Source organism: Geomonas edaphica, assembly GCF_004917075.1.
Taxonomy (GTDB): domain Bacteria; phylum Desulfobacterota; class Desulfuromonadia; order Geobacterales; family Geobacteraceae; genus Geomonas; species Geomonas edaphica.
The window spans coordinates 378,917-399,874 of sequence record NZ_SSYB01000001.1; the positions used below are offsets into that span (position 1 = coordinate 378,917).

Consider the following 20,958-nt stretch of genomic DNA (forward strand, 5'->3'; position numbering starts at 1 on the left):
CTGCGCCGCGCCCGCTTCAAAGTAGAAATGGAGGCACCATGAGTTATTTCGACAACAAGGTCCCGCCCAAGCGCGAGGACCGTCTGAACGCCGTGATCGCCCACCAGGACAGCATCTGCGGCCTGGCCCGGAAAGGGAAGGGGGGCAAGAGTTGCCTCATCGACGACGGCGAACGCGGCTTCACCCAGGGGACCATCTGCCTGTTGCTGCCGGCCCTCGCCATGCTGAACTCCCTGCCGGACAACGTCGTGCTCCTGCATAGCGCCCTTGGTTGCGGCTCCTGCACCCATTCCCAAAACGCCAATGTTCGCATGGGGAGTAACGCCCGCAGGGGCAAGGCGCAGGACGGCATCTGGCTCTCCACCGCCCTCGACGAAACCGACGTCATCAGCGGCGGCGAGGACAAGCTGGAGCGGGCCATCATCGAGGCGGACCGGCGCTACCGCCCAGCCAGCATCACCATCGTGGCGGGATGCGTCCCCGGGATCATCGGCGACGACATCGACGGGGTGGCGCAGAGGCTGCAGTCCCAGGTGAGCGCGAAGCTCCTTCCCGTGCACTGCGAAGGTTTCAAGACCAAGATTTGGGCCACCGCCTACGATGCGGTCTACCACACCATCGGTCGCAACCTGCTGGTAGAGAAGGGGGTGGCCGAGTACACACCGCAGGACGAGCTGGAAGTGCTCCGCGAGCAGGAACGGTTGGCGCGTACCGTCAACCTCATGAACGTCTCGTCTATGGGGCGGGTGGACGAGCAGGAACTGGAGCGTTTGCTGGCGAGCCTTGGCCTGGAGGTGAACGTCTTCCCCGTGTTCGCCCACCCGGATTCTTTCGTCAAGGCGACCCGCGCGGCACTGTCCATCAGCACCTGCCCGACCCATGACGACTATTTCCTGGGCTACCTGGAGGAGCGTTTCAACGTCCCCTCCATCATCAAGCACATGCCGATCGGTATCGAGAACACGAGCCTCTGGATCAGGGACGTCGCCAAGGTGTTCGGCTTCGAGGAGCAGGCCGAGCGGCTGATCGCCGCCGAGGAGGCGGAGCTGAGAGAGGCCCTCGCTGAGTTCCGTCCGCTCTTCCAGGGGAAAAAGGTCTTCGTCAGCGCCGGCGAGTTCCGCGCCCTGGCGACCGCGCGCCTGCTCCAGGAGATCGGCCTCGAGGTGGTCGGCATACGCTCCTTCCACCACGACCATTTCGCCGAGGTGGAGTACGAGAAGCTGGCCCGCGAGGCGAAGACGGATTACGTGGTCGACATCGCCAACGTGCAGCCCTTCGAGGAGGCGAACCTTCTGAACCGGCTCAAGCCTGATCTCTTCCTCGGGCATGCCAATGGCAACATGACGGCGGCGAAGCTCGGCATCCCCACTCACGTCATCTACAACACGGGGCTTGCCTACATCGGCTACCGCGGCGTCTACGAGCTCGCGCGCCGCCTGCACCGCCAACTCTCGAACCCGGCCTACAACAGGAACCTGGCCGAGAACCTGCGGCTCCCCTACAGCGACGCCTGGTACGAGGCCGAGCCGTTTTCCTATCTCAACACCCGCGGGAGGAGCGTCAATGAGTGAGAATTTTGTAGAAAGGGCACGCTATCTCTGCTCCCTGGGCGGGGCCGCCGCCACGGTGACCGCCCTGTCCGGTGGGATTCCGATCCTCCATTCCGCATCGGGGTGCGCCGGCAACTTCGCCTGGACCCAGAACGGCGGCAGCGGCCTGCAGGTCGGCGGGTACTGCGGGGGACTCACCGTCCCCAGCTCCAACATCCAGGAAACGGAAGTGGTCTTCGGCGGCGAGGACCGGCTGCGCGAGGAGATCGCGTCGACCCTCAAGGTGATGAAGGGCGGCCTCTACGTGGTGCTTACCGGCTGCGTCCCCGAGGTAATCGGCGACGACATCTTCGCTGTGCTGAACGATTTCCGCGGGGAGGGGGTGCCGATCATCGGCGCCGTCACCGGTGGCTTCCGCGGCGATTCCTACTGGGGCTACGACCTGGTGCTCCAGGCGCTGGTCAAGGACTACGTGGCCAAGGGGGCCGCCAAGGTAAAGGGGCGGGTGAACCTTTGGGGCGTGGTGCCGTACATGGACCCGTTCTGGCGCGGTAACCTGGAAGGCGCGCGGCATCTGTTGGAACTGCTGGGCCTTGAGGTCAACTCCTTCTTCACATCTGCGGACACGTTGGCAGGAATAAGGGAGGCCGGCTCGGCGGAACTCAATATCGTCCTCTCCGACCTCTACGGCCAGGGGGCGGCCCAGGTGTTCCAGGAAAAGCACGGCATCCCCTTCGTCACCACGTCCCTTCCCATCGGCGTTTCCGCTTCGGAGGCCTTTCTGCGCCAGGTCGGAGCGGCGCTGTCGCTCGACCCGGAACTGGTGCAACAGGTGATCGACCGGGAAAAGCGGCACTACTACCAGATCCTGGAGCCGCTCACGGACTGCTATAACGACCTTGACCTGCAGCGTTACGCCGTGGTGGTCGGCGACGCGAACTACGCCGTGGCGCTGACCCGCTTTCTCGCTGACGACCTGGGGTGGTTACCGGTGCTGACCGTGGTCACCGACAGGGTGCACGAGAGCGGCCAGCCGGCCATCGCTACCCGCGTGGAGCGGCTGGCCTCCGGCTTCAGCACCAACGTCGTCTTCGAGTCCGACGCCTCGCAGGTACTCGGGCACCTGAACCGTGTCTGGCCGCGCGCGGCGGGGCAGAAGTACTACAACTCCTTCAGCCCGGCCTTCGTCGTTGGCAGTTCTTTGGATCGAGAACTCGCGCTGCAGCTCGGGGCGCCGCATCTTTCGGTCTCCTTCCCGGTTGCCAACCGTGCCGTGCTCGACCGTGGCTACACCGGCTTTCGTGGCGGCTTGAGACTCGCCGAGGACGTCTTCGGGCAGATAGTGGCGAACAGGTAAGCATGGTTCCCCCTCCCTTGGCGGGAGGGGGCCTGAACAGTAGAGGAGGAATTGTAGTGAGTGCTAGTGAGCAGGAACTTTTCCAGCGGCTTTCAGATGCCGTAGTGGAAATGGACGAGGATGAGTCGGTAGCAGTTGCAAACGAGGTGGTAGAGCGCGGCATCGACGCCTACCGGGCCATCGAGCAGGGGCTGTCAGCCGGGATGGAGCGGGCTGGGCAGCTCTTCGACGAGGAGGAATATTTCATCCCCGAACTCCTCATGTGTTCCGATGCCATGTACGCCGGCATGGACGTCCTGAAGCCGCATCTGCGCAGCGACGACGTGGCCGAGAAGCGCAAGGTGGTGATCGGCGTGGTCGAGGGGGACACCCACGACATTGGTAAGAACCTGGTCAAGATCATGCTGGAGACCTCCGGTTTCGCCGTGACCGACCTGGGACGCGACATCCCGCCGGCCCGCTTCGTGGAGACCGCCAAGGAGATCGGTGCCGACATCATCGCCCTCTCCACCCTGATGACCACTACCATGGAGGGGATGGGGGCCGTGGTGCGCCAGTTGAGCGAGGAGGGAATCCGGGACCGCTTCAAGGTCATCGTCGGCGGCGGCCCCATCTCGCAGGGATTCGCCGACCGCATCGGTGCCGACGGCTACGCGGTCAACGCCGCGGACGCCATTCGCCTGGCCAGGGCGCTGGTAGCACCCGCTGAGGCCGCCGCCTGATGCGTCGCGACCAGATGACACCGCTTGAGCGCCTGGCGGCCTACGGCGCGGGCGCGCCCATCGACCGGCTTCCCTGCGTTCCGATAGTGGGGAACACGGCGGCGCGGGTGATCGGCGTGAAGGTCGGCGACTTCCGGGGCAACGGCGCGTTGATCGCCGAGGCGCAGGTGGCGGCGTACCGGCTCTTCGGCTACGACACCATCAGGATCTTCACCGACCTCTACACCCAGTCTGAAGCGATGGGTGCCAAGGTGACCTACCCAGAGGACGAGACCGCCTTCCTCGCCGCCCCAGCCATCGACGACCTTGGGGACATCGACCGCCTGCGCCCGGCCGATCCCCATCGGGACGGCTACCTCCCTCAGCACCTGGAGGCGATGCGCCGTGCCGTGGAGCAGGTGGGGAACGAGGTGGCGGTGACGGGAGCGGTGACCTGCCCCTTCACCAACGCCTCCTTCCTGGTCGGAGCCGACAAGCTGGCCCGCCTCATGATGCGCGCGCCGGAAAAGGTGCACCACCTGTGCGAGCTGTCGCTGCAGACCAACATCGCTTACGCCGGCGCCATCATCGACGCCGGCTGCACGCCGAGCCTGACCGATGCCATGTCTTCCATGTCCGTGATCAGCCCGCGCCAGTTCAGGGAGTTCTCCTTTCCCTACCTGAAACGGCTCATCGACTACATCCACGGCCGCGGTAAGAGCGTCACGCTGCACATCTGTGGCAAGACCGCCGGCATCTGGGAATCAATGGTGGAGGCGGGTGCCGATTGCCTGAGCATAGACAACGATGCCGACCTGGGCGAGGTGCGTCTCGCGGTCGGCGACCGGGTGCGCCTCATGGGCAACGTGCACCCTTCCGAGGTGATGCTGCAAGGGATTCCCGATGCGGTGCGCCGCGCGACGCTTTCCTGTCTCGCCCAAGCGAAGGACAGTCCCAAGGGATTCATCGTCGCCTCCGGCTGCAGCCTCCCCACGGAGACCCCCTTCGCCAACATCCACGCCATGCTCGACACCGTTCGCGCCGCGGGCTGGCCGGCTAAGTGCTAATTTAACTATGCCCATCCCCCCTCACCCTCCGGGAGAGGGGCAGGGGGGAGGGCGTCGGAAGCTTCGCCATCAATTGCCGAACTCTCCGCTAACACCACACAGGAGCACCACATGAGCCTAAGCCCAAAAGAGCGGCTGCTCGACACCCTCGCCAAGAAGAAGGTAGACCGACCGCCGGTGATCTGCACCGGCGGCATGATGAACGCCGCCGTGGTAGATGTCATGACCCGCACCGGCCACACCCTCCCGGAAGGACACTTCCGCTCCAATCTGATGGCGGAACTCGCCACTGACGTCAACCACGATACCGGCTTCGAGAACTTCGGCATCCCGTTTTGTATGACGGTCGAGGCGGAGGTGCTCGGCAGCGAGATCGACTTCGGCACCCTGGCCTGCGAACCGAAAATCGCACGCGAACCTTTCGCCTCGAATGCCCAGGTGCAGTTTCGCACCATCGACAGGATGCTCGAATCCGGGCGCATCCGGCAGGTGGCCGAAGCGGCGCTCCTTTTGAGCCGTTCCAACCCGGACGTTCCCGTCATCGGCAGCATCACTGGACCGGTCAGCACCGCCGCCTCCATCGTCGACCCCATGACCTTTCTGAAGGAGCTGCATAAAAAGCGCGAAGATTCCCACCGCGTGCTCGACTACGTGAGCGAGTTCCTGATCTCGTTCGCCCGGCTGCTGGTCGACGGCGGCGCCAGCGCCATCTGCATCGGCGATCCCACCGCTACCGGCGAGATCCTCGGGCCGCGCCTGTTCCAGGAGTACGCGGTCACCTACCTCAACAAGGTCATCGACGGCATCCACGCCACCGGCGTGCCTGTCCTGGTGCACATCTGCGGCGAGATGAAGGCCGTGAAGCCTTCCATCCCGAAGCTGCACAGCGACGCCATCAGCACCGATGCCTTCGTGAATCTGAAACTACTGAAAGAGGAATACCCGCAGCTCACCACCATGGGCAACCTGAGCACCTTCCTGCTGGAACTGGGCGATCCGGACAAGGTTTCGCGTCACACCGCCGGGCTCGTGCGGGACGGCATCGACATCATCTCGCCGGCCTGCGGCCTGAGTACCGCATCCGCGGTCGGCAATATCCAGGCAATGACTCAAACGGTGAAGGATGGAGGCCGTGGATGGTAACGGTCCAGTTTCTTCCGGATGATAAACGGATCAGCGTGCCGGAAGGTTCCACCATCCTGGAAGCCGCTCGCGCCGCAGGCGTCACGATCGATTCCCCCTGTAACGGCGCGGTGGTCTGCGGCAAGTGCGTTGTGCAACTCTCCCCTGAGGATCTGGCGCGAGTGGTCGAGAAGGGGGCACATCAGCTTTCCGCCGAAGAACGATCCCGCGGGCAGGTGCTCGCCTGCGCAGCCGAGGTGCATGGCGATATCACCGTCGTCGTTCCCGAGGGGGCGTCGCTACGGGATTTAAAAATCCGCAGTAACGGCGAGGCAGCCGCTGTCGATCTGGCACCGCACATGACTAAGACATACCTGCCGGAACTGAACGCGACGCGGGTGTACGCGGGTGGAGCGCTGTTGATCGAAGAGGAGGGGGATACCGCCGACGAGAGCTATGGCGTGGTCGTGGACATCGGTACCACCACCTTGGTCGTCGCGCTGGTGAGCCTGACCTCGGGAAGCCAGTTGGCTGCGGCCTCGGCTCTCAACCCGCAGAGCCGCCATGCCCAGGATGTACTGTCGCGCATCAAGATCGGCTCGGAGCAACGCGGGCTTGAGGAGTTGCGCAGCGGAGTCATCGGCGAGATCAACGCCCTCATCGGCCAGACTGTTGCCGAGGCCGGAGTCAACAGGAACCGGATCTACGAAGTGATCTTCAGCGGCAACACCTGCATGCTGCACCTGGCCGCCGGGGCCGATCCCGCGCCGCTCGGCAAATATCCCTACACCTCGACCCTGACCTGCGCCGCCTGGCTCCCAGCGCAGGCCACCGGCATCAAGATCGCCCACGGCGGCGTCGTCTACCTCCCCCCGATCATCTCCGGCTACATCGGCGCCGACATCACCGCGGGGCTGCAGGCGGTTCGGCTGCACGAAAGCGAGGAGACCGTGCTCTTCGTGGATATCGGCACCAATGGCGAGATGGCGATTGCCCGCAATGGCAAGCTCTGGGCAACGTCGACCGCGGCTGGACCCGCATTCGAGGGGATGAACATCCGCTTCGGCATGAGAGCGGGGGAGGGGGCCATAGAGCGCTGCAGCGTCCAGCCTGACGGCTCGCTGGAACTCCGGACCATCGCCGGGACTGAGGCCGTCGGCATCTGCGGGTCCGGACTGATGGACATCGTGGCGGAACTGGTCGCGCATGGCGTGGTCGGCAAGAACGGCAAATTCGTGCGACCGGACAGCGAGGGAATTCCCGCCAAGTTGGCCGAACGGTTAGTGGAGCGGGACAGCAAGCCGGCGTTCCTTCTCACCGAGAAGGTGTGGCTGACGCAGAAGGACGTGCGCCAGGTGCAACTCGCCAAGGGGGCGATCCGCGCCGGCGTGGAATTCCTGTTGCGCGAGGCGTCCGTCCCGGTGAACGAACTGCAGCAGGTCCTGATTGCGGGTTCTTTTGGTTACCATCTCACCGTCGAAAGTCTCACCACCATCGGATTACTCCCCGCCGGCACGGCCGGACGGATCAGTTTCGTCGGCAACACCGCCAAAAGCGGAGGGGAGGCCTTTCTGTTAAACAGCGCCTCCCGCCACGAGATGAGCGATCTGGTGCAGCAGGTCCAGGTAGTGGAGCTGGCTAACTGCAAGGATTTCGATCAGGTATTCGTGGCGGCGCTGTCGTTTTGAACACCGCCTGACAACTACACTATAAAATTTATAGACTTTATATATTTATTGTTGACTCCGGTCGCGGCCGGTGCTATGTTTGCCACCACAGTTCAATAGTGGTGGCTGACCAGAGACACTGGAGGCCAGGCAAGCACGGTGATGAAACCGGCTAGCCTGGCCTTTTTTATTTCCAAGAACAAAGGAGGGAACGATGAGATCGATATGGAAGAGACTGATGGTGGTGGCCGTTGCCGCCCTGGGCTTGGCGGCGCAGGCTGACGCCGCGGTTGCCAGGACAAAGCTGAAGGTAGGGTACGCGCCGGGCGGGGGGAGCGTCCTTACCTTCCTGGCGCAGGATCAGAAGCTGTTCGAGAAAGAGGGGGTAGAGGTGGAACTGGTGCAGTTCGCCAGCTCTTCCGACGGGCTCAATGCGCTCAACAGCGGCAAGATCGACATCGGCGTCTCCTTCGGCACCGCCGGTCCCCTTACCTTCATCTCCAAGGGAAGCGATTTCTCCATTATCGGCGGCCACCTCTCGGGCGGGCACCCGGTGATCGCGCTGCCGGGAAAGGCGCAGAGCTTCAAGACCATCGGCGACTTCCGCGGCAAGACCGTTGCGACCCCGCGCATCTACACCGCCGACATCGTCTGGCGCGGCGCCTTGAAGCGTGCCGGCCTCGACCCCAACAAGGACGTCAAGATCATCGAGCTGAAGAACCCCTCGGCGGTACTAGAAGCCGTTAAATCCGGCAAGGCAGACGTCGGCATCGGCGCGTCGTCGATACTTCTCAAGGCGAAGGAGTCCGGCGTCGCGGTGGTCGGCTGGAGCAACTACTTCTTTCCCCAGCATCCCTGCTGCCGCATCGTCGCCAGGGGCAAGGCGGTCAAGGAAGATCCCGAAGCCTATCGTGCGTTCCTGAGAGCGATCCTGCAGGCGGAAAAAATTAAGACCCAGAACCCGGAACTGGCGGTGGAGGTGAACAAGCGCGTCCTGAATCTGGACGACAAGATGGCGCGGGAGTTCACCCTTGAGCCGCACCAGGAAACCCATGCCGACCCGAACCGGAAAGGCGTCGCGCAGATGTGGCATGACATGAAGAGCATCGACTACGTTGAAGGGGACATCGACCTGAACCGCTACGTGAACGTCGAGCTCTACCGCGACGCCCTTAAGGAGTTGCAGCGGCGCAATCCCAAGGACAAGTTCTATCGCGAGGCGAAAAAGCGCTTCGACCGCCAGAATTGAGGCAAATGGTCATGGTTGAGCAATTGATCAAAAAGTACAGCGGACCGGCGGCAGTCATCCTGCTGCTGGTGCTGCTCTTCGAGGCGGCCACGGACTGGTCCGGTTGGCTGGAGCCGGTGCTTTTCCCGGGACTTTCCAAGATCCTGCCTGCCTTCGGCAAGTCGCTCCCGAAACTGGTGCTGGGCTTTGGCAACTCGATGGGGATGCTGGCGCCGAGCTATTTCCTGGCGCTGGTCCTAGGTATTGGCGGCGGGCTGGTTATTGGCTCCTCGTCATGGCTGCGCGGCCTGCTCATGCCGGTTTTCCGCGGCGTGAGCCCGATCCCGCCGACCATGCTGATCCCGTACGCCATCGCGATACTGCCGACCTTCTGGCTTTCCTCCGCCTTCATCATCTTCGCAGGCGCCTTCTGGCCGATCCTGATGGGAACCATACACGGTGTTGTGCACCTTGAGGAGCGATACATCGAGAACGCCAGGACATTGGGGCTGGGCGGATTCCGCCTCTATCACAACGTCATCCTCCCCGGCGCGCTCCCCATGATCTTCAGCGGTGCCGGCATGGCACTGGTCTTCAGCTTCATCCTGCTGACCGTCGCCGAGATGTTCGGCGCCAAGTCCGGCATGGGGCATTTCATCCAGTACAACGCCGACTTCTCCGATTACCCCAAGGTCCTGGCGGGCATGCTCTTCATGTCGCTGGTGATCATCCTGATCATGGAACTTTTCGACCTGGTGCAGCGCCGCGTGCTGCACTGGACCGGCAAACGCTGACGAGGCACCCGATGAGCGAAAATACTGGCACCAGCAAGTCCCTGTTTGAAAACGAGATCCCGAAATGGGGCGAGCCGTACCCCAGAAAACTGGACCGCCAGTCGGTGCTGGACGCCCTAACTGATTACATCCTGGGCGTCAACTACCGCGGCTATCGCCCCGACGGCCGCAAAGTGCTGGCCGTGCGCAGCAGCGACCGCACCGCCACGCTGCGCAACTTCGCGGCGCCGCTACGGCAGGAGGTGTACTACTTCATTGAAGGGGAGATCTTCCCGGAGCCGGGGATGACCAGACTAGGGGAGGGGGAGACCCCGGGCGAACTTGCCTCCCGACTTTTGGATAGGATCTTCGAACAGCTCCATATCTGGGTGGCTTACGATCTCACCAAGGGCTCTCCTCCCGGGTTCCGAAAGCCCTTCGACCAGCCGCCCGCCGTGAAAGGGTCGCTACACGCGAATCCTGAGCAGGTGACCCGGGGCGAGGCGCGGCGCGAAGGCGTCAACCCTGACTTCTACCTCCCCGATCCAGTTCCCGTCTCAGTCGTGGAACGGGAAGGGGCGGATGATGTCGCGCTGGAGGAGGTGCTGCGCCATGTGTCTGACCTGGTGCGCACGGACTTCCGCAACGCGCTGCCCGAGGGGGACAATCCGCCCATATGGGACCTCCCCCTGATCGGCGTCGCCTCGGCCGAAGATCCGCTGTTCGAGCGGTTCCAGGACCCGGAGGTGGTGGGCCCGATGCACCGGCTGCCGCAGGAGTGGCTGCCCGGCGCCCGTTCCATCATCAGTGTCTTTCTCCCCTTCACCGGGCACATCACCGAGCACTATGCCAAGGATCAACGCTACTCCGCCATCGAGTTCTCCTCCGGGAAGTGGAACGGCTCCAAATTCCTGAACGTGGTGCGCCGGTCGTTGATCCGTTTCGCCGAGCGACACGGGGGGAGGGCGGTCGCGCCCAATATCGATCCCCGCTACGATTCCGACGATTGGCGGCCCTTCTGGTCGGAGCGGCATACCGCCTTCGCCGCCGGCCTCGGCACCTTTGGACTACACCAGAATTTCATTTCCGAGAAAGGCGCGCTCGGGCGTTTGTGCAGCGTGATCACCGATTTGAAGCTCACCCCAACGCCGCGTCCCTACACCGAGGTTTACCAGTACTGTCTCTACGCTTTCGACGGGAGCTGTGACGCCTGCATCAGGCGCTGCCCGACGGGAGCGATCACCAAAACCGGCAAGATCCCGGGGCGCTGCGAAACGCACGGCAACAAGGAACACTTCTCCGCCTGGAACTACGGTTCCTGCGGGCACTGTTCCACCCAGATTCCGTGTGCAAGGCAGATTCCGCCCCGTATCAGGAAAACCCTTCAACTCAAGCCGCGGTTGTGACCGGAGGATCCGCTGTCACCGCCGTATCGGGAGCACATATGGCGACAGCAGCAATAAGTGTCAGCAAGTACCTGGAGTTTTTCCGCAAGAAAGAAGTGCGCTCGGTCCTCGATTACGGCGCGGGCACTCTGCGAAATTCGGCGTTTATGGCCGAGGCAGGTTTCCGGGTCTATGCGGCGGACCTTCCGGTCCAGGTAGCCCGCATCGTGAAGATGGATAGTGCCAGGAAGCTTGCCGGTGTTCTTGCCGTCGATGAGTTAAGTCATGGCAGTCTAGATGTGGACCTGGTGCTCTCCAGTTACGTATTGAACATCATCTCAGACGGCACAGAGAAGAGCCGGTATCTGAAGAACATAGTCCTCAACCTGCGTCCTGAGGGGTACCTTCTGGTCGAGGTGCGCTGCCGGAATTCTGTTCTTCAATGCAGCAGCGGCTGCATGCACGGGGTGAACTGCTCGAACTGCATCAAAACATACTCTCACGAGGAACTTGATCAACTGGTTGAGTCGCAGGGGTTCAGGCGCGTGAGCCACTACTACCGTCGTCATTCCGTGGCAGTTTTGTATCAGCATTTCCAGTAGCGACAAGGGAACTCTTCCGAGGCTTCCGTAAAAGTTCTTGAGTGAACAATTCAGACTCCGGTTTTGGTGAATACCTGATGATGGTTACTCTCTCGAACTTTTGGAGCGTGAAGTGGTAGTGGAAGCTCTCAAGCAAAACTCATGGGTTCAGACTGCAGCCGCAATGTTTGTGAAGATTCCGAGCAAAGCCTCATTTATCGCCTCGAAAGTTTGGCAGTGTCTGGATATAGAGAAAAACGTTGTAATGTCTTTAATTGAAATGTCACTCACCACAGATATAGTGGAATGCCGAATTGCAGTCTTGAGTGGCCCTTAAATTGCCCTTTGTTGTATCACCCCCTCCTTGGTGGAAGAAAGAGGGATTACTGTGCAAGTGAGTCAGTAAGTTATCCATAGCATGTAAACGGAATTTACTCAAAACGAAAGAAGTAAAACAGTTGACATGGGCGAAGTCGGAACTAATTTAATTTACAAATTAATGGCGCTATTTGGGCATCCACCTCTTGCCCCCTCCACGTATAGTCATGCCCTTTCTGCTCTGGCCACCTGTCTAGCAGGCACCAGCCATCCCCACCGCGAAACCATATTTCACGGGATAAGTGTTCGAACAGACTTGATGAAGCGGTTTACTGTTCAACATCCCGCAATATCCCTATAAGGACGAACTTATAACGATTTTAGGTTCTGGTTAATGAAAAATAGTTTATCGCTGCGTTGGGATCAACTTACGTCCATTGTTTATGACATATTCTGCCACGACTCAGTGCGATAATGAGAATCGTTGTTTCTCTCTGCCTGGCCTGTTTCTGGCTGGTTCCTTAAAGCCTCTCTGAATGAAGGATTGGCAAACCCCAAGGGGATTGTTGGGCCGCTAATTTTGGCGTGCAGACCGTCTGGACCGTATTCCCCTTTGCTTTTGCCGCAGACGCAGGAAAGCTCTTGTGCTACGAAGGGCTACGACATCACCACATTGTGTGCAATAATAAGCTTCATCGATAATCCGCCATAGCGAACCACCTAAGCCCCTGAAGATGCTGCATCCTTGAGGGCCTGAACAAATTCACCAGTGACCTCACGCCATTTTAGCTTCAGTGCAGATGCATACATCGCCCAAACCCATTCTGCGTCAGGATCATAACCAGGTGGACCAACCAGTTTGTATATTCGGCCGGACTGGGTAACTCCACGAACCGTTGCGAGATCAAAGGTCTCAATTGGCGTGCTTACTCGGCCCTCACTATTTCCACTGTTGTAACCGACGAAATGGCAGGTACCTTTTTCTGTTTCCATAATCGACCATCGTATGAGGTAAATGCACGGTTGCTCGGACACGGGTGGTGCTTTCCAGATGCTTGCTTTTACAACTTCCTCTAAAACATCCTTAGTTGTCATTTTGCGTTGCTCCTTTAGCTAAATCTTTGAATGCTTGTGCGCATAGCGGCAGACGGTCAAATAAGGTAAATATTCGTAGGTTTAGGCCTGCTGCCTTCACAATGGTTGTTTTTGGCACTCCTTTGCCTAGTCCCTTAATGGTCCTGATAATTAGGTTGCTCCACTCAACATCTCGTGCCTGCCAATCAATGAATGAGTTGCGAACTTTTTGACTGGTAAGCCACGCCTTGTCGTACTTTCTTAAGAACATGTACAGACCGTACTGTTTCCTTCGTGCAACTGTAACTCGACATCGTGAATCCTGATTTAGTAGGCGTAGCCATTTTCTGCGAGCAGTAGATATTTTTTGAAGCAAATCTGATTTAGTTCCTTTTAAAGAAATGAGACGTTTTAGAGATGAAACAGATATATGTAGAATTTTGGCTACTTCCTTCGATTTATACCCTTGGTTGAGCATTCGCTGTGCAAATATGGAGCGACTTCGACCAAACGACCAAATTTCCCCGACTATTGGGATCTGTGTGTTTTCGTCGTCAACTCCGTTAATGGTGAAGGAAAGGCCACACGAGCACCTCGCCTGGCCATAGCACGATTTGTCTTTCCGGCTTCGCATTCTGATCAGTTTAATAGGGAATGCCTCGTCATGTTCTGCGTAAGGATTTGGGCACGTCCATGGGCCAGGTCCAAAGGGATGCGCAGTGCACACCTTTGGTAATGACTCCAAAAACAGCTGGACAAGTATGTGTTCGACTGGGTGGAATACCTGCTTATGGTTATTCTGGAAGATGCTCGACGGGCAAGTGAGCCTCCTTCCCTTGCAAAGTAGGCCCAGTTTTGCTAGTAGCGGTGTACCGTAATACGCGAGAAAAAGCTCTGAGAAGATTTTCGGCGAAAAGATACCTGGAAGCTTAGTTATACCTCTTTCGAGGGCAGCTTCGCGGTAAGAAGCTGCAGTAAAATTACGAGCACATATGAGTTTCTTCCCGGTGAGAATTTCTTTGCACCTTACCGCTATTTTTTTAAGAATAGGGAGTAAACTATCTTCAATATATTCGACCGGTCCTACGGCAGCGGATGACGCTTCTATGCACTGTGTTTGTTTCGGTTGTATGCGCACAAACGTTGTAACTAATGGTGTTCCATGCTCAGGACAGACATGTACGCCTGGTAATTGGTGAGATCTACGCCAATATGTCTCACCCAATATCTGTTTATCAATTTTTGTGCATTTTGCGCACAGACGTAAAAATTCTGGTGGGGCAACCCGGTATGCGTTCGCTCCTACTACGCATTTGCATCGTCCCGACATCAACGCTTGCTTTCTACTCTCGCGGGTGGATTCCGTAAGAAATGGCGCGTAATATGGGAATAAAGTCATGTCGCGAAGAATTTCTTCACCAGACAGGCCCCAGGAGTAGGTCGTTCTTTCTGCTAAAGTCGCCAAGGAACAAGGGAGATCAGCACGCAGTACCACGAAGCATTTCCCGAAGAGGGCGCATGATAGCTTGTGAACTCTCTGACGCGCTTGGGAGCAGTAGCGTGCTACAACGCTGTATAGAAGTTCGTCCTCATGCGGGCAAGGCAGATAGACAAATAGCTCTTTCGTCATCTCAAGTCTCCCGGGGGCGCATGCACATAGCGAGTCTACTTACTTTTTGAGTTACCCTTTGTCCTTCTCCATCCAATTCCTTTGACTGTATAAGAGGTGATTTCGCTTCATTAACCTTATCTGCAGGGTCCCTAGCCTAAATCTGCGCGTTTGAAAGTCCTCAGTTGATTTACTCATGTCCTGCAGAACTTGAATGCATTTATATATTTTAACATTAATCGTATCTATCATGCCTTACCACTTTTTGTCCTTTTGGCATAAATTCATAATATCTGGCCCCATACCTTTTCGAGCCTGGGGAATGGCATAATAGATAGTTAGGATCTACCTTTTTGAGCTTTTTGAAGAGTTTACTTACTACCAGCCCAGCTTCTAATTTATTATGATTCTTTGCAGATTCTATGACTTTGTCCCATTGTCTTCTTAGCGTTATATGAGAACTGTTTGATAGGGATAGACCACTCAAAACACGTCCAACAGTTTTGATTGATATTTTAAGTAAATGGGCAATTTTGTCATTCTCGATGCCTGCCCTATTAAGTTTTCTAATTTCATCTTCCCACGTAGGGCCGTAGTGGATCACCCTGTGGACCTGTGGCAGTGAGATGTCTGATGGACCTGTGGTGTAAAAGGCAAAACTGAACCCGCAGCAGCATATGGCTGTAGCATATAGTTTCTTATGTTTATCCCGCACTGTGGTGACCCTCTTGATAGGATATTGCGAACTGTGCTGTCCATATGGATTCGGGCACTTCCACGGACCTGGGCCAAAAAGGATAGCTTTATCCGAATCATTTGGCAGAGTAGTCAAAAATTCCTGAGCCACAGCATGAGCCACGGGATTAATGATGACCACTTCGGAAAAGAAAATTTGCTTTATCCACTCCTCTGCATCACTGTGTTCACCTAAGGCGTTTAATATAACGCTGCTGTACATTTCTTTGAATTTTTGGACAATCTGTCGTTCACACTCCATTGGTCCTGTGCAGAAGCCTTTTTCCATTGCTATTTTTTGGTAGAGACGTGGCCCCGCACTTCCCCACTGGGAATCGTCATCATAATTGAGAAAGTTACGACAGCGACGAGCGATGGCCAGCAACTGTACCTTTTCATCTTGGGTAAAGGTAGGTGCAGCAGTTTGTCCGTGAAGCGTTGGTTCAGTGGAGGAACTGGCGCAGATGCGGTGGGGGAGTCTTGCGGACACCAACAGGTCCCCATGATCAGGGCATACCGCCACGCCTTTCATCTGGTGAATCCGTTTCCAGTATGTTTCAGAATAACTTGCGATATCGTTCTTTTTACAAGTAGGGCAATATCGTAGGTCCTTAGGGAGAAAGTAGAACCGCGTATTGTTGTTCTCAAGTAAAGAAGCAAGCATACGGTCCTTTTTAAAAGACGAGGTGAATGCTCGATAAAAAGGATACATTGTTAAGAGTAAGGCTATTTCTTCCCCTGTCATATGCCATCCAGCCCAAGTTCGTTTACTAGCTGTCCTCAAGCCCTGTGGAAGAAAAGGATTTAGTACATAATGGTCCAAAAGATCAAAACAAACTTTATACTGTGACTGACTAGAATATGTTATATAGCGCGCCACTACACTATAGAACAACTCGTCAGGATACGGTTGGGGAAGATAGATGTTCATGGCTATTTCCTCGTTTTCGGAGAAAGCCCTGCTTCCTGTAGGCCTTTAAGGACGGATTTCCCCGAGGCTTTTGCCTGTTCAACAATCTGCACCAGCGTTTGGCGAGTAAATTTAATGTCGTCAACTTCACTTTCAATGTTTGAGAGAAACTGCTTGACTGCTTTGTTGGCGTCAAGTTTTGGATTTTGATCAAACATTGTAAGGATAGTTTCCTTGCAAAGGGATTTGTCATATCCCATCTCGATTAGAGCAGTCAAAGTGCGAGTAATTTCAGGTTCTCTCGATAGGATCGTATGGGATGGGGCTGTTGGCCCCATGCTATATGGCCTTATCGCAAGTGTCTTATAAATCAAATCCTCGAATTTTTTTGCTTCTGTGTGAGACCAGAATGCTTTTGGGTCGTCAATATTTTGTCTGAGTGAAGATAGCATTGGCTCAACGAGTGTGAATCTACTAAGTGCTACGTGTTGGATTATTTCTGTCGAGATTTTTTTGTCATTCAAAAGCGCTTCCGTCTGGGCCAGTTGAAATAACCGCACTACCAATGCATGAATTCCTTGTGTGCAGTGGTAAATAATCTCAGATAGTTGTTCTGAAAGTTCCACAGGCTCGCACCACTGGTATTGCCAAAGGCTCTCCAGGAACTGCCTCCACAGTTCGTCACTCTTTGACAGCCTGTCCCAGAGGAAAGGGGTCCCAACTCTCCTGGCCTGCCTGAATGCCGTCTCGCACAGTTCCATTGCGCGGATGGTTCCGACGTAGATTATCGGGAGATGGATCACGTTGTTGAGGGTAACCAAGTAATTGAGAAGAATTTCATTGTTGTGCTGCTTTGCATCAAGAAGGTGCTGGATTTCATCAATCACTAATATTCCGAGGTGATGATAGGCCGCTAAAAAGGCAACGGCTTGAATCAATCCGTCAGTCGCAGAGTGGTTATAGTGGTCGTAATATGTCGACCCCAGTATGTTGTCGAACTCCCGGATGACCGAAAGAAGGAACTGCTTCATAGAGCCATCAGGAGGACAATCGACTTTAATCCAGACCACCTGGGTCATTTTATATTTGGGATGGAAATAGGCTTTAGGAAAGTAGGAAAGCGCACGCTCAATAACAGTCGATTTACCAACACCTGAACATCCAAAAAGAGCAAAACCATGTTGGCTAGTAGGCTGCCAGGGGTAGAGCGGTTCCAACTTCCCTTTGCGTGTCTTTCTATAGAAATTTACCAAGGCTCGAGAATACTTTCTTAAGACCGGGTTTCTAAAGGCATAACCGGAAGGAATACAAAGAAATAACTCTTGGATGACTTCGAAATGATTAGGGAGAGGTTCAAAGTAATTTTGGTCTAACAGGTCAATCATCTGCAAGCGACCCCATGAAGAAAGATTTCTTTGAACTTCTGGGAAATGCCCAAATGTTCTTATGACATCCGTTACGTCCTCAAAACTAGGCAAAGCCTCAATAAGTGGGTTCCCCTGATGTTCAGGGATCTCCACGTGATGGTACTGAGCCGTGACAATCTGGGGTACGGTATTAGGAGCTTTCGTTGCTATTGGTTCGCTCCCTCTTCCGAGCCATACTCTCCTCCCTAAGACGGGAGGCAATATATTGCTCATGCGGCGTGTCATAAGGCACCTCCTTAGCTTGTGAATCTGGTGACTTTGTATCAATACCAAGAGTGGCTAGAATGGAGTTCTTTTCTCGCAGTGCAGCCTTTTCTAGCGCCCTAGCCGCGCGAATGTTTTTTGAACTCTTTGATTTGGATGGCCTCTCCATGGATTGAAGCTGCCGCTTCGCTTTGATTGCGCTTTCGAGTATTTTGCTGCTCGCACTTTCATGAGTTATACGTTCTGACTGCCTGTCGTTGATAGCTGCAGCAATGTTTTTCTTGTTTGCAATTTCAAGCTCTTCTATTTCGAAAAGTGAGGCTGATGGGATACGGGTGATTGTATTAATTTGTTTACACACCTCAAAACCATGTGGAACACGACTATCCAAAAGGAGAATATTCTCCATGTTGTGAGGGGTCATTGCAATTGTGACGTTCCATTCTTGTCTGCGGGCGCGAGCGAACCATTCATGTTTTATGCAACTGGGTGACCAGTAGAATATACCCTTGTATCGTATGCCTTTTTCCGTGACCCTGGCTTCGTCTCTATGCATGACGTTCACCATGGTTTTCTCAATGGTTAATTGATGAAGTAAGCCCGAACGATTTTCGATTCCCCAATTCCACAAATCAAGTGGGGCAGGGGGGAGACCCTCGGTCACCATTCCTGCAGGAGGTCTATAATCTCTGATAGGGGTAATGTTGTGGACCAACACAGCCCGGATAACTAACTGCATGAATTCCAAAAGATTGAGCGTCGCCTTTAAACGGAAGTCTTTAATCTGTTTAGCCAGAAGGAATTTATCTTTTACAAAACCTGGAATGAAGGCTCCAAATTCGGCTTTTATAATCCCGAAACGTCTTTCTACCAATGACTTGAGATCAGGCCTGCGTGCAGTTACATTCAGTATGTCGATACCAAGATTTGAGATAATATCTTGGCCAAGCCTCACACTCATCAGTTCTCCCCGGTCAGCCAATATGCATTTGGGAGCATGGTGTGTTGGCCACTGGTCTTCCGTGATAGCGATTCCAAAGGTCTTACAAAATTCAACTTTTGAAGTCACCATGTTGATGAGACTCATCATTGCTCCTGCCCATGATGGTCCTTCAAAACCCACAGATACTCCGGTAATGAGCCTGCTGAACACGTCAACGATGAAGTAAATGATAGGGTATCCGACAATTCTGCGTCGGTCGAACTGACTGACTAGTGGCACATTCGCCACGCTGGCATCGACCTGGAACTGGTCTCCAGGGCCTTGGACTGAATCGTCTGCCCAACCTAAAAGCGCCCGTTCGTTTAATTCGTAATATTTCGTCCCGTGGCGCTTGCGACGGATGTACTCCTCTGGATATTCTGTCTTGATAAAGTATTGGAGCTGTCTTTCTGTAGGTTTTAGACCCTTCTCTACTGTATAAATCTCTTCTCCTGATTGAGTAAGCTCCATTTGGCTATAGTACGTTTTAACCACTAAATCTATTGCTCTCCGAAGGGTAACTGTTCTTGCTGACAGCCATAAATCAGCACCTATTAAGAGTTTTTTTCTTACATCTTCGTTTACGTTTATTCCGACTCCTTGGGCAATGGTTCTTGGTGCTCCAACTTTTTTTGCTGTTGGTTTAAAGTTTCTTTTAGTTATACCGCTCACGATTGTAATGTTACTTGAGCCTTTGGGGTGTCCGCAATTCCAATAACCAGGTCGTAATGCTTGTTGATTCATACCTCGCTTAAGAAAAAGCTTGAGATAGGTAGTTGCACTCTGTCTCGAGACAGGGATTGATGCGATGATTAATCTGCGGTCATGTCTTATGAGAAGTTTTCTAATGTCGTGTACAAAGGGTTTGATAAGCTCAAATCTTTTGGCTTGGAGAAGGTAGGACTTACTTTTTTCATCAGGCACTGAGGGGACCCCATAGGGGTCTTCAACTAATTTAATTTCTCCTTGGTCAATTCCGGTTTTGAGTAGGTCTGAGCCTCTTGGGAATGCCCAGTCGTCATCATCAAGGTCGATCAGCCATGTTTTTAAGTTGTGGCGGTCAATGAAGACGACTCTGTACTTCCTTTGGGATTCTTCCAACACCATCCCAACAACTATCAAAATGGCGTGAGTATTCATATCTTGGCTCCCTCTGTAAAGTTAAACGCAGACATTGGGAGGTCCTGTATGTAGGCTGCATTGAGGTCGACTCTGATCCACTTCCGAGCCAAAAGCTGACGTAAAAAGCCGAGGGAACTTCCCCTTGGGCATGAAAGTTGGTCATCGATAAATTTGCAGACGTCTCTGATAGGGATATAAGGGTGGGCGCAGCGTTGAATAGCAAGTAGAGAGAATACGGTGCGATGGAGGTCCTCTATTTGAAATGGATTATCGCTGCCATCAAAAATCCACCAAAGATTCCTGCCAATCGGGGTTTTTACCTGAGATTCCACAACTTCGTACCAACGAATGTGGCGTTCTTCCCAATATCTTCTTTCAATTTCAAGTTTGCTCTGGACAGAAATATTTTCTAGAGATTCGTCGGGTTTTGCGGCAAATGCTGCAAAGTCAACCCCTTGGGGAGTTGACATGGTGACCAAAAAATCTGTTGTGACCACCCAAACAGTTTGAAAATGAGGATCGGTGGGGTGCTTGACTCCGAGTTCCTTAGCTATGCGTATGGTTTCTTCCCTACGGAGTGGATATTGCTCTCTAATATCTTCTACCTCCACCACCTCATCCCACACCTCCCATATCAGATGGAGAAACACAAGAAATTCAATGTCGCTTAAAAGATGGTGAACGCGGCCGGTCTTCCACCAATAGACTCGATGACTCCGGCCTTTAGAGGAGAGGTCGGATACAGTGGTCCAGGGTTTGTAAAATGCACCAGAACCAAGCCCTCTACCTTCTCTAAGGAACTTTTGGATCCGGTACTCTGTTAACCCATACTTTTTTCTGCTCATGGCGCAACCTCGATGTTACTTTTAAACTAACCTCCTATGTATGTCTTCCAAGTGCCACAGGTTATTGAAAAAGTTAAATACATAGTGTATATAATAAATACACATAGTATTGATTGACGATAAATAAGGCTCTGAAGACTGGTTATAAACTTTGTCTTCTACGCTATACCTCTGTTGGCCACTAATAGTTATATTTTATATAAATACATAGTTGACTACTACAAAATATTGCAATGTCCGAGTTTGATACCTGAAACATATTTTGTCCGGCGGGTGTGCCTAAGTGGCTGACAACATATGT

Annotated in this window: 16 protein-coding genes; 10 read left to right on the forward strand and 6 right to left on the reverse strand. The window is 54.7% G+C overall.

Annotation, left to right across the window (positions count from 1 at the left end):
- Positions 1–38: 38 nt before the first annotated feature.
- The 10 genes from E8K79_RS01640 (at position 39) to E8K79_RS01685 (ending at position 11,452) form a co-directional block, all read left to right on the forward strand.
- Positions 39–1,571 (forward strand): nitrogenase component 1, encoded by a 1,533-nt coding sequence (locus E8K79_RS01640; RefSeq protein WP_136513189.1) that lies wholly within the window; start codon positions 39–41, stop codon positions 1,569–1,571.
- Entirely contained in the window at positions 1,564–2,907 is a 1,344-nt protein-coding gene (locus E8K79_RS01645) for a nitrogenase component 1 (protein ID WP_136513190.1), read from the forward strand. The genes E8K79_RS01640 and E8K79_RS01645 overlap by 8 nt, the downstream gene beginning before the upstream one ends.
- A 56-nt stretch (positions 2,908–2,963) precedes the next feature.
- Positions 2,964–3,629, forward strand: coding sequence for a corrinoid protein (locus E8K79_RS01650; RefSeq protein WP_136513191.1), 666 nt, complete (start codon positions 2,964–2,966; stop codon positions 3,627–3,629).
- Entirely contained in the window at positions 3,629–4,675 is a 1,047-nt protein-coding gene (locus E8K79_RS01655; protein WP_136513192.1) for a uroporphyrinogen decarboxylase family protein, read from the forward strand. The genes E8K79_RS01650 and E8K79_RS01655 overlap by 1 nt, the downstream gene beginning before the upstream one ends.
- A gap of 111 nt (positions 4,676–4,786) precedes the next feature.
- Positions 4,787–5,818, forward strand: a complete 1,032-nt coding sequence (locus E8K79_RS01660) for a uroporphyrinogen decarboxylase family protein (RefSeq protein ID WP_136513193.1) — start codon at positions 4,787–4,789, stop codon at positions 5,816–5,818.
- Positions 5,812–7,485, forward strand: a complete 1,674-nt coding sequence (locus E8K79_RS01665; RefSeq protein WP_136513194.1) for an ASKHA domain-containing protein — start codon at positions 5,812–5,814, stop codon at positions 7,483–7,485. Before E8K79_RS01660 ends, E8K79_RS01665 begins: the two co-directional genes overlap by 7 nt.
- Positions 7,486–7,678: 193 nt before the next feature.
- Positions 7,679–8,713: an ABC transporter substrate-binding protein gene (locus E8K79_RS01670; RefSeq protein ID WP_136513195.1), complete on the forward strand. Its 1,035-nt coding sequence runs from the start codon at positions 7,679–7,681 to the stop codon at positions 8,711–8,713.
- Between the two features lie 11 nt (positions 8,714–8,724).
- On the forward strand, positions 8,725–9,486 hold the full coding sequence (locus tag E8K79_RS01675; protein ID WP_136513196.1) for an ABC transporter permease: 762 nt from the start codon (positions 8,725–8,727) through the stop codon (positions 9,484–9,486).
- An 11-nt stretch (positions 9,487–9,497) separates the two neighbouring features.
- Positions 9,498–10,871: an epoxyqueuosine reductase gene (locus tag E8K79_RS01680; RefSeq protein ID WP_136513197.1), complete on the forward strand. Its 1,374-nt coding sequence runs from the start codon at positions 9,498–9,500 to the stop codon at positions 10,869–10,871.
- A gap of 38 nt (positions 10,872–10,909) precedes the next feature.
- Positions 10,910–11,452 (forward strand): class I SAM-dependent methyltransferase, encoded by a 543-nt coding sequence (locus E8K79_RS01685; RefSeq protein WP_136513198.1) that lies wholly within the window; start codon positions 10,910–10,912, stop codon positions 11,450–11,452.
- Positions 11,453–12,469: 1,017 nt separating this feature from the next.
- Here the strand turns inward: E8K79_RS01685 and E8K79_RS21200 are convergent.
- The 6 genes from E8K79_RS21200 to E8K79_RS01720 all read right to left on the reverse strand — a co-directional run bounded on the left by E8K79_RS21200 (position 12,470) and on the right by E8K79_RS01720 (position 20,657).
- Entirely contained in the window at positions 12,470–12,844 is a 375-nt protein-coding gene (locus E8K79_RS21200) for a hypothetical protein (RefSeq protein ID WP_198419757.1), read from the reverse strand.
- On the reverse strand, positions 12,834–14,453 hold the full coding sequence (locus E8K79_RS01700) for a TnsD family Tn7-like transposition protein (RefSeq protein ID WP_136513199.1): 1,620 nt from the start codon (positions 14,451–14,453) through the stop codon (positions 12,834–12,836). The genes E8K79_RS21200 and E8K79_RS01700 overlap by 11 nt, the downstream gene beginning before the upstream one ends.
- 214 nt (positions 14,454–14,667) lie before the next feature.
- Positions 14,668–16,098, reverse strand: coding sequence for a TnsD family Tn7-like transposition protein (locus E8K79_RS01705; RefSeq protein ID WP_136513200.1), 1,431 nt, complete (start codon positions 16,096–16,098; stop codon positions 14,668–14,670).
- Positions 16,099–16,100: 2 nt separating this feature from the next.
- Complete coding sequence (locus E8K79_RS01710; protein ID WP_136513201.1) at positions 16,101–17,729, reverse strand: ATP-binding protein; 1,629 nt, start codon at positions 17,727–17,729, stop codon at positions 16,101–16,103.
- A complete protein-coding gene (locus E8K79_RS01715; RefSeq protein ID WP_136513202.1) occupies positions 17,635–19,830 on the reverse strand; it encodes a Mu transposase C-terminal domain-containing protein in 2,196 nt (731 codons plus the stop codon). Before E8K79_RS01715 ends, E8K79_RS01710 begins: the two co-directional genes overlap by 95 nt.
- Positions 19,827–20,657: a TnsA endonuclease N-terminal domain-containing protein gene (locus E8K79_RS01720; RefSeq protein ID WP_136513203.1), complete on the reverse strand. Its 831-nt coding sequence runs from the start codon at positions 20,655–20,657 to the stop codon at positions 19,827–19,829. Before E8K79_RS01720 ends, E8K79_RS01715 begins: the two co-directional genes overlap by 4 nt.
- Positions 20,658–20,958 lie beyond the last annotated feature (301 nt).